Origin of the sequence: Enterobacter sp. 22452, from assembly GCF_052045065.1 — a bacterium.
GTDB lineage: Bacteria > Pseudomonadota > Gammaproteobacteria > Enterobacterales > Enterobacteriaceae > Enterobacter > Enterobacter mori.
Genome location: NZ_JBQEOB010000002.1, coordinates 400,497 through 415,372 on the forward strand (window position 1 = coordinate 400,497; position 14,876 = coordinate 415,372).

At 55.7% G+C, this 14,876-nt stretch carries 14 protein-coding genes; 10 read left to right on the forward strand and 4 right to left on the reverse strand.

Going from position 1 to position 14,876, the window contains the following annotated elements:
- The first annotated feature begins 105 nt into the window (after positions 1-105).
- From ppk2 to ACTJJA_RS07105, 3 genes are all read left to right on the forward strand, one after another.
- Positions 106-924 carry a polyphosphate kinase 2 gene (gene ppk2, locus ACTJJA_RS07095; RefSeq protein ID WP_440667070.1) on the forward strand — a complete coding sequence of 273 codons (819 nt, stop codon included), beginning with the start codon at positions 106-108 and terminating at the stop codon, positions 922-924.
- A 102-nt stretch (positions 925-1,026) separates the two neighbouring features.
- Entirely contained in the window at positions 1,027-1,215 is a 189-nt protein-coding gene (locus tag ACTJJA_RS07100) for a hypothetical protein (protein WP_440667071.1), read from the forward strand.
- Entirely contained in the window at positions 1,215-1,538 is a 324-nt protein-coding gene (locus ACTJJA_RS07105; RefSeq protein ID WP_440667073.1) for a CcdB family protein, read from the forward strand. Before ACTJJA_RS07100 ends, ACTJJA_RS07105 begins: the two co-directional genes overlap by 1 nt.
- 51 nt (positions 1,539-1,589) lie before the next feature.
- Here the strand turns inward: ACTJJA_RS07105 and fdnI are convergent, their stop codons facing one another.
- Genes fdnI through fdnG form a run of 3 tightly spaced genes read right to left on the reverse strand, consistent with a single transcriptional unit; the run spans position 1,590 to position 6,185 of the window.
- Positions 1,590-2,246, reverse strand: coding sequence for a formate dehydrogenase-N subunit gamma (fdnI, locus tag ACTJJA_RS07110; RefSeq protein ID WP_108417402.1), 657 nt, complete (start codon positions 2,244-2,246; stop codon positions 1,590-1,592).
- Positions 2,239-3,126 (reverse strand): formate dehydrogenase subunit beta, encoded by an 888-nt coding sequence (gene fdxH, locus ACTJJA_RS07115; protein ID WP_042713864.1) that lies wholly within the window; start codon positions 3,124-3,126, stop codon positions 2,239-2,241. The genes fdnI and fdxH overlap by 8 nt, the downstream gene beginning before the upstream one ends.
- A gap of 11 nt (positions 3,127-3,137) precedes the next feature.
- The gene (gene fdnG / locus ACTJJA_RS07120) at positions 3,138-6,185 is read right to left on the reverse strand and encodes a formate dehydrogenase-N subunit alpha (RefSeq protein ID WP_440667075.1); all 3,048 of its coding nucleotides are present in this window, start codon (positions 6,183-6,185) and stop codon (positions 3,138-3,140) included.
- Between the two features lie 221 nt (positions 6,186-6,406).
- On the opposite strand from fdnG, the gene yddG reads away from it, so the two are divergent.
- Together yddG and ompC are read left to right on the forward strand one after the other, a co-directional pair.
- On the forward strand, positions 6,407-7,285 hold the full coding sequence (gene yddG, locus ACTJJA_RS07125; RefSeq protein WP_218401223.1) for an aromatic amino acid DMT transporter YddG: 879 nt from the start codon (positions 6,407-6,409) through the stop codon (positions 7,283-7,285).
- Positions 7,286-7,912: 627 nt separating this feature from the next.
- Positions 7,913-8,986 carry a porin OmpC gene (gene ompC, locus ACTJJA_RS07130; RefSeq protein ID WP_421510399.1) on the forward strand — a complete coding sequence of 358 codons (1,074 nt, stop codon included), beginning with the start codon at positions 7,913-7,915 and terminating at the stop codon, positions 8,984-8,986.
- 43 nt (positions 8,987-9,029) lie between these two features.
- On the opposite strand, the gene ACTJJA_RS07135 is transcribed toward ompC, so the two are convergent.
- Complete coding sequence (locus ACTJJA_RS07135) at positions 9,030-9,974, reverse strand: LysR substrate-binding domain-containing protein (RefSeq protein WP_042715064.1); 945 nt, start codon at positions 9,972-9,974, stop codon at positions 9,030-9,032.
- Positions 9,975-10,145: 171 nt separating this feature from the next.
- Between ACTJJA_RS07135 and ACTJJA_RS07140 the strand changes: the two genes are divergently transcribed.
- The 5 genes from ACTJJA_RS07140 to ACTJJA_RS07160 are packed head-to-tail and all read left to right on the forward strand — an operon-like array spanning position 10,146 to position 14,873.
- Positions 10,146-11,096 carry a branched-chain amino acid ABC transporter permease gene (locus ACTJJA_RS07140; RefSeq protein ID WP_421510401.1) on the forward strand — a complete coding sequence of 317 codons (951 nt, stop codon included), beginning with the start codon at positions 10,146-10,148 and terminating at the stop codon, positions 11,094-11,096.
- Positions 11,097-11,104: 8 nt separating this feature from the next.
- The gene (locus tag ACTJJA_RS07145) at positions 11,105-12,211 is read left to right on the forward strand and encodes a branched-chain amino acid ABC transporter permease (RefSeq protein WP_421510402.1); all 1,107 of its coding nucleotides are present in this window, start codon (positions 11,105-11,107) and stop codon (positions 12,209-12,211) included.
- Complete coding sequence (locus tag ACTJJA_RS07150; RefSeq protein ID WP_440667079.1) at positions 12,208-12,975, forward strand: ABC transporter ATP-binding protein; 768 nt, start codon at positions 12,208-12,210, stop codon at positions 12,973-12,975. Before ACTJJA_RS07145 ends, ACTJJA_RS07150 begins: the two co-directional genes overlap by 4 nt.
- Positions 12,968-13,687, forward strand: coding sequence for an ABC transporter ATP-binding protein (locus ACTJJA_RS07155; RefSeq protein ID WP_420984507.1), 720 nt, complete (start codon positions 12,968-12,970; stop codon positions 13,685-13,687). Before ACTJJA_RS07150 ends, ACTJJA_RS07155 begins: the two co-directional genes overlap by 8 nt.
- 28 nt (positions 13,688-13,715) lie before the next feature.
- Positions 13,716-14,873, forward strand: coding sequence for a branched-chain amino acid ABC transporter substrate-binding protein (locus ACTJJA_RS07160; RefSeq protein ID WP_046889614.1), 1,158 nt, complete (start codon positions 13,716-13,718; stop codon positions 14,871-14,873).
- Positions 14,874-14,876 lie beyond the last annotated feature (3 nt).

A 14,876-nucleotide genomic window follows, 5' to 3' on the forward strand; every position in this document is an offset into this window, starting at 1 on the left:
GTTCAAATCAGCTGGCTGACACGTTAATCCATTAATTCAGGTGGATTACACTTCATAGTGCGGCCTCGCTTTTTCCCCGCGCCGGACAACCTGAGGATGACAGTCATGGGAAGTAAAAAGAAAACCAGTGTCGCTGTTGATGTCGAAACGAAGGCACCGCTTAAGACCAAAGAGTATGAACAAGAGCTTCGTCGCCTTCACGTGGAACTGGTTAAACTCCAGCAGTGGGTCGTCGCCAAAGGATTAAAGGTCTGTATTGTGTTTGAAGGACGCGACGGCGCCGGTAAAGGCGGCACCATCAAAGCGATCACCGAGCGCGTCAGCCCACGCGTCTTCCGCGTTGTCGCGTTGCCTGCCCCTACCGATAAAGAGAAAAGCCAGCTCTACTTCCAGCGTTACGTGCCGCATCTGCCCTCTGCCGGTGAAATCGTCATCTTTGACCGCAGCTGGTATAACCGCGCGGGCGTCGAGCGCGTGATGGGGTTCTGTACCGAGGAGCAGGTGGAGAAATTTTTGGACGGCACGCCGGTCATGGAAAAAGCGATGGTGGATGCCGGAATTATCCTGCTGAAATACTGGCTGGAAGTCACACCAAAAGAGCAGGAGCGCCGTCTGCGCGATCGCATTAACGATGGTCGTAAGATCTGGAAGCTGTCCCCGATGGACATCAAATCTTTCAACCTTTGGGATGAATACACAGTTGCCCGCGACGCGATGTTTAAAGCCACCGACACCGCCTGGGCACCGTGGTTTGTGGCGCGTTCAGAAGATAAAAAGCGCGTGCGGCTAAATATTATTTCGCATCTGCTTAAACAGATCCCATATAAAGACATTCACGTCGAAAAGGTCGACTTGCCGAAGCGTAAAATTGGCAAGTTAAAACCCACGAAATACCCGTTCCGGTATGTTGAGGAGCGGTTCTGATATTACTGGAAGACAGCTCGCAGAATGGAGATTACCAGGTTAAACGGTATTGTTTTTTGTTGGCTGCGGTTGATAATGACCGCACCAACAAAGGAGTTAAAAATGAAATCAAACCGAATCAAAGACTATGGCAAAAATAAGAGCGTGGCGAGTGGCGCCTCCCGTAAGGTCCAGACACCCGAGGCGCGGAGACGACAGCATCAGCAAGATAAGGAGTTCATAAGAGCCATGAATGAATTTACGGCTAAAGCGGGATTATTATCTGACGATCCTTTCTTTGGAGGGATTTAATGTGCTTTCAGTTTGACGTTTACCGTAATCCTTCAGAGAGAACACGCGACTATCAGCCTTATTTTATGATAATTCAACATGACTATTATGATGATTTATCAACAAGACTGATTATTCCATTAAGTTACCATAGTTTTTTACGTGGGCATATCCACGCCGCGACGCCACTGGTGAATATTGATTTTGAACGATATTTCCTTAATACCGCGGGTATAACACACGTGGAGAAAAAGAAACTAAATAATAAAAATTATGTATGCAATCTTCGCAGCGCGAGAAGTACTGTTATTGCGGAAATAGATGCGTTGGTAACCAATACATAACGTAGGCCCGCGCAAGCGCAGCGCCGCCGGGCAAAGCCGACGGCGCAGGTCTTACTTCATCCCTTCCGTACTCTCTTTTTTCGCTTCCAGACGTTCCACATCACGATACCAGCGCGGGTGGTGTTTCTGCGCCCAGCGGCGGCTCACCTTCCCTTCAATCATCCCTTTGATCGACCCTTTCACCCAGAACGCCATATACATATGGATCAGGATGGCGTGGATCAGAATGATGGCCGACGTGGCGTGGATGAGCAGCGCATAGCGAATCACCTGAATCGGGAAATACTGCGCAAAATAAGGACGCCAGATAATCACCCCGGTCACCAGCAGCACAAAAATCATGCTCATGATGGTCCAGAACATCATCTTCTGCCCGGCGTTGTATTTGCCCACCTTTGCGACTTTATGCTCGTTGCCTTTCAGGACTTCAACAATCCCTTTCACCCATGGGATGTCCTGTTTATCCGGGATGTTGTGATGAACAAAACGCACGAACATAAACATCAGCACCACGAAGATCAGCACGCCAAAGAATGGGTGCAGAATTCGCCCCATCTGCGGCGTACCGAAGGTTTCGGTCAGCCACTGCAGTGTCGGGAAGAAGAACGAGATCCCGGATACCGCCACCAGGAAGAAGCAGATCACCACCGTCCAGTGACAGGCGCGGTCGATAAACTTCGTGCGCACAATCATTTTTGACTTACTCATGGTGTTCCTCCTCCTCGTCGTCATCCACCTCTTTGTTTGGCCCGATCCCGATGTAGTGATAAATCAGCCCGGCAAAAGTGGCGATAAAGCCCGCCGCCGAGAGCGGTTTGAGAGCCCCTTTCCACAGGTTGATCGAGGTATCGATCGCCGGATCTTTCGGCAGATTGTGGTACAGCTCCGGCTGGTCGTTATGGTGCAGCACATACATCACGTGCGTACCGCCCACGCCCTGCGGGTTATAAACGCCTGCATTCTCGTACCCGCGCGCTTTCAACTTGTCCACCCGCGCCTGCGCCACGTCCAGCATCTCTTTCTTGGTGCCGAAGTGGATAGCGCCGGTGGGACAGGTCTTGACGCAGGCAGGCTCCTGCCCGACGCTGACGCGGTCCACGCACAGGGTGCATTTGTATACCCGGTTATCCTCTTTATTGAGGCGCGGGATATTAAACGGACAGCCCGCGATGCAATACCCGCAGCCGATGCAGTTGTCCTGCTGGAAGTCGACGATCCCGTTGGCGTACTGAATAATCGCACCGGCAGACGGGCACGCCTTCAGGCAGCCCGGATCTTCACAGTGCATGCAGCCGTCTTTGCGGATTAGCCATTCCAGCCTGCCGTTCTGGTCGGTTTCGCTAAAACGCATCACCGTCCATGATTTGGCGCTCAGATCCGCCGGATTGTCGTAGACGCCAACGCAGTGCCCGACCTCATCGCGGATATCGTTCCACTCCGAACAGGCCACCTGGCAGGCTTTACAGCCCACGCAGGAGGAGACATCGATAAGCTTGGCGACCTCTGCCTTATAATCCCGCGCGCGAGGCGCGGGAGTTATCGGGTTGGTCGCGGAGCGTTTGATAATGTCTTGTGTTTCCATCGCCATTGAATCGCTCCTTACGCTTTCTCGATGTTGACCAGAAACGCCTTGTACTCCGGCGTTTGCGAGTTGGAATCGCCGACGTTAGGCGTCAGGGTGTTGGCGATGTAGCCTTTCTGCGCCACGCCCTCAAAGCCCCAGTGCAGCGGAATACCCACGGTTTCAACCTGCTGACCGTGCACGTTCAGCGACTGCAGGCGGCGAGTGACCACGGCAACGGCGCGAATAAAGCCGCGCTTGCTGCTCACCTTCACGCGGTCGCCGTTGGTAATGCCTTTCGCCTTCGCCAGCGTTTCGCTGATCTCTACAAACTGTTCCGGCTGCGCGATGGCGTTAAGCCGCGCGTGCTTGGTCCAGGTGTGGAAATGCTCGGTCAGGCGGTAGGTCGTTCCGACGTATGGGAATTTGTCCTTCTTGCCCAGGCGCAGCACGTCCTCTTCGTAGATACGCACCACCGGGCTGGAGATCACGTTCGGGTGCAGCGGGTTCGTCCCCAGCGGCGTTTCCATCGGCTCGTAGTGTTCCGGGAAAGGCCCTTCAGCCAGCTTGTCGAGGGCGAACAGGCGCCCCAGTCCTTCCGGCTGCATGATAAACGGCCCGGTGTTGCTGCCCGGCGCGGCGGTGTTGTAGTCCGGGATATCGTTCCCCGCCCACTTCGCCCCGTTCCACTGAATCAGCATACGTTTCGGGTCCCACGGCTTGCCGTTTACGTCCGCAGACGCGCGGTTGTAAAGCACGCGACGGTTCAGCGGCCACGCCCAGGCCCAGCCCAGCGTATTGCCCAGCCCGGACGGGTCGGCGTTATCGCGGTTGGCCATCTGGTTACCCTGCTCCGTCCAACTGCCGGTGTAGATCCAGCAGGACGACGCCGTCGTGCCGTCATCGCGCAGCAGCGCAAAGCTGTTCAGCAGCTGACCTTTCTTCGCCACCAGGTTGCCGCTCGCGTCATAGAGATCCGCCAGCGCCACGCCGTTGTTCTCTTTGGCGACTTCCTCTGACTCAGGATGGTCAGGCTGCTTGTAGTCCCAGCCCATCTTCAGCAGCGGCTCCGCGCCTTTGCCACCTTCAGTGCGGTACATTTCGCGCAGGCGATGGTAAATTCCGGCGAGGATCTCACCGTCATTACGCGCTTCGCCCGGCGCATCCTGACCTTTCCAGTGCCACTGCAGCCAGCGGCCGGAGTTGGCAATAGAACCATCCTCTTCTGCAAAGCAGGTAGACGGCAGGCGGAACACTTCGGTCTGAATCGACGCCGGATCGACATCGTTTGATTCCCCGTGGTTCTGCCAGAAGGTGGAGGTCTCGGTCACCAGCGGATCGATAACCACCATGTACTTCAGCTTGCTCAGGCTGCGAACGACTTTGTTTTTGTCCGGGAAGGAGGCCACCGGGTTGAAGCCCTGGCAGATGTAGCCCGTGACGTTGCCCTTCTCCATCATGTTGAAATACTTGATGACGTCGTAGGCCTGGTCCCACTTAGGCAGCCACTCAAAGCCCCAGTCGTTCTCCTTCTGCGCCGCATCACCGTAGAAGGATTTCATCAGGCTGACGTAGAACTTCGGATAGTTGCTCCAGTAGTTCACCTGATCCGGCAGCGTCGCCTTAGGCGTATTCGCCGCCAGATAGGTCTGCAGATCGGCCTGCTTCTCAGACGGTAGCGTCAGGTAGCCAGGCAGGCTGGTCGACAGCAGGCCGAGGTCGGTCAGGCCCTGGATGTTGGAGTGACCGCGCAGCGCGTTCACGCCGCCACCGGCCATACCCATGTTGCCGAGCAGGAGCTGGATCATCGCCATGGTGCGGATGTTCTGCGCGCCAACGGTATGCTGCGTCCAGCCCAGCGCGTACAGGAACGTGGTGGTTCTGTCGGCGGCGCTGGTTGAAGCCAGCACTTCACACACCTTCAGGAAGTCCGCTTTTGGCGTGCCGCAGATGTTTTCCACCACGTCAGGCGTATAGCGGGATACATGCTCTTTCAGCAGATTCCACACGCAGCGCGGGTGCGTCAGCGTTTCATCACGCATCGCGTAGCCGTTTTCATCGAACTGATAGTTCCAGGACGATTTATCGTACTGGCGTTTTTCGGCGTCATAGCCGCTAAACAGCCCGTCATCAAAGGCAAAATCATCCCGCACCAGCAGATTCGCGTTGGTGTAGTGCTTAACGTACTCCGCGTTAATTTTGTTATTTTCGATCAGGTACAACAGCACGCCGGACAGGAACGTGATGTCCGTACCGGAGCGGATCGGCGCATAGATATCGGCCACCGATGCCGTACGCGTAAAGCGCGGATCGACGACGATCAGCGTCGCATCGTTGTTGTTTTTCGCTTCCATCGCCCAGCGGAAACCGACAGGGTGTGCTTCAGCGGCGTTACCGCCCATCACCACCACGACGTTAGCGTTTTTGATATCAACCCAGTGGTTGGTCATCGCACCGCGACCAAATGTTGGAGCAAGACTTGCTACCGTTGGTCCGTGTCAGACGCGCGCCTGGTTGTCTACCGCCAGCATGCCGAGAGAACGCACAAATTTTTGCGTCAGCATGCCGGTTTCATTACTCGCCGCAGATGCGCACAGCATCCCGGTGGAAAGCCAGCGGTTAACCGTTACGCCCTGCTCGTTCTTTTCAATAAAGTTGGCATCGCGGTCGGCTTTCATTAATTTGGCGATTCGGGAGAAGGCCTCATCCCAGGAGATTCGCTGCCACTTGTCGGAACCCGGCGCGCGGTATTCCGGGTAGCGCAGGCGGTTTTCACTGTGAACGTAGTCCAGCAGCCCCGCCCCTTTCGGGCAAAGTGCGCCGCGGCTCACCGGATGATCCGGATCCCCTTCAATATGGTAAATCGCTTCTCTGGCGTTCTTCGCGCCATCGCCCAGGCTATACATTAAAAGCCCACAACCTACGGAGCAGTATGTGCAGGTGTTACGGATCTCTTTCGCGCGCAGCAGCTTATAGTTGCGTGCCTGAGCCAGCGCCATTTTGGGAGCAAATCCCAGCATCGCGGCTGTTGTTCCGGCCATACCGCCCGCGCAGATTTTGAAAAATTGTCTGCGGCTGACGTCCATTGTTGTCCTCGTGTTCGAATAAGACTTCGCGCCGCAAACTATCAGCAAAGTCCCTGTTTTTTTTGCGTCAAATCAAGGTCGCCTGACTTCGCCCCCTTAATAGTCACCCTCGGCAGATTTAAATACCCCTTTTTGATTAACGGTTTAAGAGAATAATTGGCGACAGCGTCAGGATGAATGCGATACATTTTTCCTTTGATTTTATTGGCGATGAAGACGTAATGGACAGAAAAAGAGCAACGCTCATTGGATTGGCGGCGATACTGTTATGGAGCACGATGGTGGGCCTGATTCGTAGCGTGAGCGAGGGGTTGGGACCCGTCGGCGGTGCCGCGATGATCTACACCCTTAGCGGATTACTGTGCCTGGCAACGGTAGGATTTCCTGATATTCGACGTTTCTCTCCCCGCTATCTCATTGCGGGCAGCGTGCTGTTTGTCAGCTACGAAATATGCCTCGCGCTGTCGTTAGGCTATGCCGCCACGCGATCTCAGGCTATAGAAGTAGGCATGGTCAATTATCTCTGGCCAAGCCTGACGATTGTATTTGCGATTTTGTTCAACGGGCAGAAATCAAACGTGTGGGTGATCCCCGGGCTCGCGATCTCATTGCTCGGCGTCTGCTGGGTATTAGGCGGTGAACAGGGGTTACACGTTGATGAAATCATCCGCAATATCGTCTCCAGCCCGCTGAGTTATGCTCTGGCATTTGCCGGTGCCTTTATCTGGGCGGCCTACTGCACCGTCACCGCCAAATTTGCCAGAGGACAAAACGGGATCACCCTTTTCGTTTTGCTAACGGCGCTGAGTCTGTGGGTGAAATATGCGCTCAGCGATCAGCCGGAAATGGTGTTCAGCATCCCGGTGGTGGTGAAGCTCGTCATGTGCGGTATCGCGCTGGGGTTTGGCTATGCCGCATGGAATATTGGCATTCTCCACGGTAACGTCACCGTCCTGGCGGCGGTCTCCTATTTCACCCCGGTATTATCCGCCGCCCTGGCGGCCGTGCTGTTAAGTTCCCCGCTGTCGTTCTCTTTCTGGCAAGGTGCGCTGATGGTCTGCGCCGGTTCGCTCCTTTGCTGGTATGCGACACGCAAATAATCTCCCCATGCCGGGAGTATTTTTCATCCCGGCAACATAATTAACATTAATTTAAAATGTGAGCCTGCTCAGAATATTTATCAGAATTAGAGTGGCCTGTTTAAATTCTGTTTATATTAGCCTCGTGATGAAAGCTCACCTCTTCTCATATTGACATAAACTGACAACGCATTGTGACTAGTTCACTGCGTATATTAACGAGCTATATAGCACAGAATGCAATAATACATTTCTGGATATGTCAGGAAGTCCGTTATAAATTCAATGCAATAAAATCTTCATGCAACTGTTTTTACTGAACTTAAAATTATCACCTCACCCTTAAAAGATCGTTAATCACGAATATTCCCCTCCTGTACTACAACATATAAAAACTATTTACTGCGTAATATTCATGATGCGTAAATAGTCACTTTATGCGTGAATATTAATCAAATTCGCGGGTTTCACGGCAATTATTCCGATCAGGATCACACTAATTGAAATTATCTTTAATATTTTGAAACTTATTATTGAAAGCAGGCTACAAGATTTTTAAAAATAGTCTGCCATTGACGAACCGCCTCGTTTAGAAATCGTTCAAATTGGCTCAGGAAATACCTAAGAAAATTATAAGGAATGTTTAAGATGAAACTTAAATTAGTTGCAGTGGCAGTCACTTCTATGCTGGCAGCAGGCGTTGTAAACGCGGCTGAAGTTTTTAACAAAGACGGTAACAAACTGGATCTGTACGGCAAAGTAACAGGTCTGCACTATTTCTCTGATGACGCTGACAACGACGGCGACAAAACTTACGTTCGTCTGGGTTTTAAAGGCGAAACGCAGATCAACGACCAGCTGGCCGGTTACGGTCAGTGGGAATATGAGTTCAAGGGCAACCGCTCTGAAGCACAGGGCTCTGACGGTAACAAAACCCGTCTGGCATTTGCCGGTCTGAAATTCAACGAATTCGGCTCTTTCGATTATGGTCGTAACTACGGTGTTGCTTACGACATCGGCGCGTGGACTGACGTTCTGCCAGAATTCGGTGGCGATACCTGGACTCAGACCGACGGCTTTATGACTGGCCGTACCACTGGCGTTGCAACCTACCGTAACACCGACTTCTTCGGTCTGGTTGACGGCCTGAACTTTGCGGCACAGTACCAGGGTAAAAACGACCGTGATGATATCACCGAATCCAACGGTGACGGCTGGGGTCTGTCTTCCAGCTATGAGTTCGACGGCTTCGCGGCAGGTGCGACCTATGCGAAATCCGACCGTACTGACCGTCAGGTTAACGCAGCAAGCGAGCTGAACGCCGGTGGCGAAAACGCAGAAGTGTGGGCAGCGGGCCTGAAGTACGATGCGAACAACATCTACCTGGCAACCACCTACTCTGAAACCCGTAACATGACCGCGTTCGGTAACGGTCACGTAGCGAACAAAGCGCAGAACTTCGAAGTGGTTGCACAGTACCAGTTCGACTTCGGCCTGCGTCCATCCATCGCTTACCTGAAATCCAAAGGTAAGGACATCGGTTCTTATGGCGATCAGGATCTGGTTGAATACATTGATGTTGGTGCGAGCTACTACTTCAACAAAAACATGTCTACCTACGTTGATTACAAAATCAACCTGCTGGACGACAACACGTTCACCAAAGATGCCAAAGTGTCTACCGACAACATCGTGGCTGTGGGTCTGACCTACCAGTTCTAAGATTTGTCAGTACGAAAAGGCCAGCCATCGTCGCTGGCCTTTTTTATTCCAGGCTCTGTTCACTGCCCGCCGCCCGGCGTAGCCAGTTTTGCAGCAGTTTCCCGTCTTCGGTCATATCCGAGTCAGTGCGTACGCAGAGGTAGTAATCCCGTCCGTCGTCGATCGGCAGATCAAAGATCTTTACCAGTTCCCCGCTCTCAAGATACGGAGCAATGAGCGGCTCGCGCATCAGGGCACATCCCAGCCCGGCCTGTACGCCAGCCAGCGTCAGCAAGCCATCCTCAAACATCGGTCCACTGCGGCGCACGGGACGCTTCACCCCCTGCTGCATAAACCATTGCGGCCAGGTCGAGCGCTCCTCATCGTGCAGCAGCGGCATTTGCAGCAGCTGTTCGGGCGTATCAATATGACCGTGAATACGCAAAAACGCGCGGCTGCACACCGGCACCATCTGGCCGGAGATCAGTTTTTCGCTCTGATAGCCAGCCCACTGGCCGTTACCAAAACGAATCGACATATCGGACGCATCGCTCAGGTAGTTACGGTGGTTGGCGTAGACAACGTTGATCTCCGTCTGCGGGTTGGCGCGCATAAAGGTCGGCAGACGCGGAATAAACCACCCCATACCAAACAGCGGGATCAGGCTGATGGTCACCTGACGCGTTTGCGCCTGTTCCACCAGGTGTTCCGTCGCCTGCCGAAGCACGTTGAACGCGGCGCGAATCGAGCGGTAGTAATCCCGCCCCTGCTGGCTCAGGATCAGCCTTCGCCCCTGTCGCTCCGTGAGTGGCATCTGCAGATAGGCCTCCAGCACCTTTAGCTGATGGCTCACGGCGGAGGGGGAGATATCCAGCTCCTGTGCGGCCAGGGTCACGCTTCCCAGCCTGGCAATGGCTTCAAATGCCCGCACGGCCCGAAGCGGCGGATCGTTTGCCAGACGGCTTTCGGCATAGGCTGACACGGCGGTCGACTGTTCTGTTTTATTCATATATTGATTTCTTTAGGCTTTTCACCCTGCTGAAGGGTTTTAATATATTCATGTAAATCATAAAGATAAAACAATACCGGTTTATCATAAGAAATAATATATGTGTATTTTACAATTTTATTCATTTATTGGATGGTAGCCGCTGAAAGAGCAACTTGTCGGGTACGCACGTTGGATACACTGATACAACAACTGATCAACGGCGTGATGCTGGGAAGCATCTACGCGCTGATCGCGCTGGGCTATACCATGGTGTATGGCATTTTGCGCATTATTAACTTCGCCCACGGCGATATTCTGATGGTCGGCGCGCTAACCACGCTTTCCGCCATTAACGTTCTGAACAACACCTTCCCGCATCTGCCGCTGCTGGTGCAGCTGGGCTTTGCGCTGCTGGTTGCCATGGCGGTCTGTGCTCTGCTGGCGATGGCTGTGGAACGCTTTGCCTACCGACGCCTGCGCAACGCGCCGCGTCTGGCACCGCTGATCTCCGGGATTGGCGTCTCGGTGCTGCTGCAAACCGTGGCGATGATTATCTGGACGCGCAATCCGCTGATGTTCCCGCAGATCCTGCCGATGGACCCGATCGCCGTCACGTCCGGCAGCGAAGCCCATCCACCTGCGATTGTTACCGTCACCGGCATCGTGACCGTGGCGCTGGCGCTGACCGTCATGATCGGTCTCTGGCTGTTGGTTGAATACAGCCGCCTGGGGCGCGGCATGCGCGCCGTGGCGGAAAATCCGCGCGTCGCCATGCTGATGGGCGTGAACCCGAACGCGATAATTACCCTCACGTTTGCCATCGGCGGCATCTTTGCCGCGCTGGCAGGCGTGATGATGGCGAGCAACTATGGTAACGCCAGCTTCTCCATGGGCTTTCTGCCAGGGATTAAAGCGTTCACCGCCGCCGTGCTGGGCGGGATCGGCAATATTCGCGGCGCAATGATTGGCGGGATCCTGCTTGGCATCATTGAAGCACTCGGCGCGGGCTACCTGGGTGAACTGACCCACGGCGTGTTCGGCAGTAATTATCAGGATGTCTTTGCCTTCATCGTGCTGATTCTGGTGCTGGTCTTCCGACCGGCAGGCCTGCTCGGCGAACGCGTGGCAAACAGAGCGTAAGGAACACTATGACAACCGTACAACTCCAAACGCCGACCGCGACGCGCAAGTTCTGGTCCGGCATGACGCTGTTCTGCCTCGCGCTGCTGATTGCGCCCGTGGTCGCCAGCCAGATTGGCGGCAACTACTGGGTGCGGGTTATTGACTTTGCCCTGCTTTACATCATGCTGGCGCTGGGGCTTAACATCGTGGTCGGCTACACGGGCCTGCTGGACATGGGCTTTATCGCTTTTTACGCGGTCGGTGCCTATCTGGCCGCCCTGCTTGCCTCCCCGCACCTGTCAGAGGTATTTCCGATCCTCACCGTCTGGTTCCCGGAGGGGTTGCACACCTCCTGGCTGCTGATTATTCCCATAGCGGCTCTGGCTGCCGCAGTGTGCGGCATTCTGCTTGGCGCACCAACGCTGAAACTGCGCGGGGATTACCTGGCGATAGTGACCCTCGGCTTTGGCGAAATCATCCGCATCCTGATGCGTAACCTCGACCGACCGGTGAACATCACCAACGGCGCAAAGGGCATTACCGGCGTCGATACCCTGAACCTGTTCGGCCTGAAGTTCAGCGGCGTATATCACTGGTTTGGTTTCAAAGTGCCCGCCCTGTGGCTGTGGTACTACCTGCTGATGCTGGTGATTGTGGCGATTGTGTTTGTCTGCCTGCGCCTGCAGCATTCGCGCATCGGTCGCGCCTGGCACGCCATTCGTGAAGATGAAGACGTGGCCCGCGCGATGGGCATCAACGTGCGCAACTACAAGCTGCTGGCCTTTGCCATGGGCGCCTCGTTTGGCGGCGTGGCGGGTGCCCTGTTCGGCGCGTTTCAGGGCTTTGTCTCACCGGAGTCGTTTACCTTGCAGGAATCCATTGCCGTGCTGGCGATGGTAGTGCTGGGCGGTATGGGGCATATACCCGGCGTGATCCTCGGCGCGGTGCTCCTGACGGCCCTGCCGGAGCTACTGCGCAGCCAGGCCGCACCCGTTCAGCAGGCGCTGTTTGGCACGGTGCTGGTCGACCCGGAAATTTTACGCCAGCTGTTCTACGGTCTGGCGCTGGTGCTGGTGATGCTTGTTCGTCCTTCAGGCATCTGGCCGGTGCGCCACAAGGAGGTGAAAGCATGAGCCTGTTAACTGTACGCAATATGTCCAAGCGCTTCGGCGGGCTGACCGCCGTGGATGACGTTTCGCTCACCGTGAAAAAAGGCGAAATCTACGGCCTGATTGGCCCTAACGGCGCGGGCAAAACCACCTGCTTCAACCTGATTACCGGGCTCTATCCGGCGGACAGCGGTGAGTTCACCATTGCCGATAAGCCCTATTACCCGAAACAGATTGAAAAAGTCACCGCCGCCGGGATCGCCCGCACGTTTCAGAACGTCAGGCTGTTTAATGAGATGTCGGTACTGGAAAACGTCATGGTGGGCCGCCACGTGCGCACCCGCAACGGTTTATGGGCGGCGCTGAGCCGCAACCGGCGCGCCCGTAAAGAAGAAGCCGAAACGCGCGAGCAGGCGTGGCACTGGCTGGAATACACCGGCATTGCCAAGTTTGCCCACTATCGTGCCTGCGACCTGGCCTACGGGCATCAGCGACGTCTCGAAATTGCCCGGGCGCTGGCAACGGATCCGCTCCTGCTGGCGCTGGACGAACCCGCCGCCGGGATGAACGCGGCGGAAAAAGTGGCGCTCGGCGAACTGCTGACGCGTATTCGTGACGACGGCAGAACCCTGCTGATGATCGAACACGACGTCAAGCTGGTGATGGGCATCTGCGATCGCCTGACGGTGCTTGATTACGGCAAAACGCTCGCCAGCGGCACGCCGGAGAGCGTGCGTCGCGACCCGGCAGTGATTGCCGCCTGGCTTGGAGGCAACGCCCATGTCTGAACTACTGAAGGTTGAACGTCTGGACGTGCATTACGGCGGTATTCAGGCCGTACGCGATGTCTCTTTTACCCTGCGCGAGGGCGAACAGGCTACGCTCGTCGGCGCGAACGGCGCAGGAAAAAGCTCCACCGTGCGCGCCATCACCGGGCTGGAAAACTTTAGCGGCAGTATTGAATTCAACGGTAAAACGGTACGTAAGCACAGGCCCGAATCCCTGCTCCGGGACGGGTTGGTCATGGTCCCGGAAGGACGTGGGATCTTCGCCCGAATGACGGTACTGGAAAACCTGCAGATGGGTGCCTGGCTCAGGCGTGACACTGTCACCGTCAGGCAAGAGATGAATGACATTTTCGAGCGCTTCCCGCGCCTGGGAGAGCGCCAGCATCAGCTCGCTGGCCTGCTTTCCGGCGGTGAGCAACAGCTGCTGGCGCTTAACCGCGCCCTGCTCAGCCGCCCGCGTCTGCTGATCCTCGACGAACCGTCGATGGGCCTTGCCCCGAAGATGGTGGAGAACATTTTTGCCGTTATCGGCGGCCTGCGCGAACGCGGCGTTGCCCTGCTGCTCATCGAACAAAATGCCCGTCTTGCGCTTGAGGTAACCGACAGCGCGTGGGTGATGGACAGCGGCAGCATTGTCCATCATGGCGAGTCGAAAGCGCTGCTCAATGACGACCAGATTGCACAGATTTACCTGGGCGAAATGCCCGTTTAACCACACCAGCCAACATCAGGGAAATATAATGAAAACAGTAAAAATCAGTGCGCTCAGCGCCGCTATTCTCCTCAGCGGTTTTGCCTCGACGGCCGCGTGGGCCGCTGGCAGCGAAACCGTGACCATCGGCCTGGCGGGCCCGCTCACCGGCCCGTCTGCCCGTATCGGTAAAGATCTGGAAAACGGCGCGCAGCTGGCCATTGACGACATCAACAAGCAGCACCCGACCATCGGCGGCAAAGCGGTGACCTTCAAGCTGCAGTCCGAAGACGATCAGTCTGACCCGCGCACCGCCGTTGCCGTGGCGCAGCGTCTGGTGGACAGCGGCGTGGCGGGCGTAGTTGGCCACTGGAATACCGGCACCAGCATTCCGGCCGCACGCATATATCACGATGCGGGCATCGCGCAGGTGGCCCCGGTGGCGACCGGGCACGCCTATACCAAACAGGGCTTTGACACCAGCTTCCGCGTTATGGGCCATGACGATGACGGCGGACAGTTTGCCGGTCAGTACGCGGTCAATACGCTGAAAGCCAAACGCATTGCGGTGATCGACGACCGTACCGCCTTTGGTCAGGGTCTTGCGGACGAATTTATCAAATCGCTGGAAGCTCAGGGCGTGAAGATTGTCGACCGTCAGTACGTTGACGACAAAACCGTGGACTTCAGCGCCGTGCTGACCGCCATTCGCAGCAAAAACGCCGATCTGATCTTCTTTGGCGGCGTCGACAGCCAGGCTGCACCGCTGGCGCGCCGTATCAAACAGCTGGGCATGAACGCCACGCTGATGGGCGCAGGCGGCTTCGTCAGCCAGACGTTCCTTCAGCTGGCCCAGAAAGAAGGCGAAGGCGTTGTCGCCCTCGAACCGGGCCTGCCGGTTGAGCAAATGCCGGGCGGTAAGGCGTTTGAGCAGGCCTACCAGGCGCGCTACCACACGCATATTGAACTGCACGCTCCGTTCGCCTATGACGCCACCCGCGTGCTGGTTGCGGCCATGGAAAAAGCCGACTCCGTCGATCCGACCGAGTATCTGCCTGCCCTGCGTGCCATCAGCTATTCGGGCGTGACCGGACAGATCGCGTTTGATAAAGAAGGCAACCTGAAATCACCGTCGTTCACGGTCTACAAAGTCGTTGATGGCAAGTGGCAGCCGCAGACCGTGCTGGGCGGCGCGAAAGACAAGTAACCG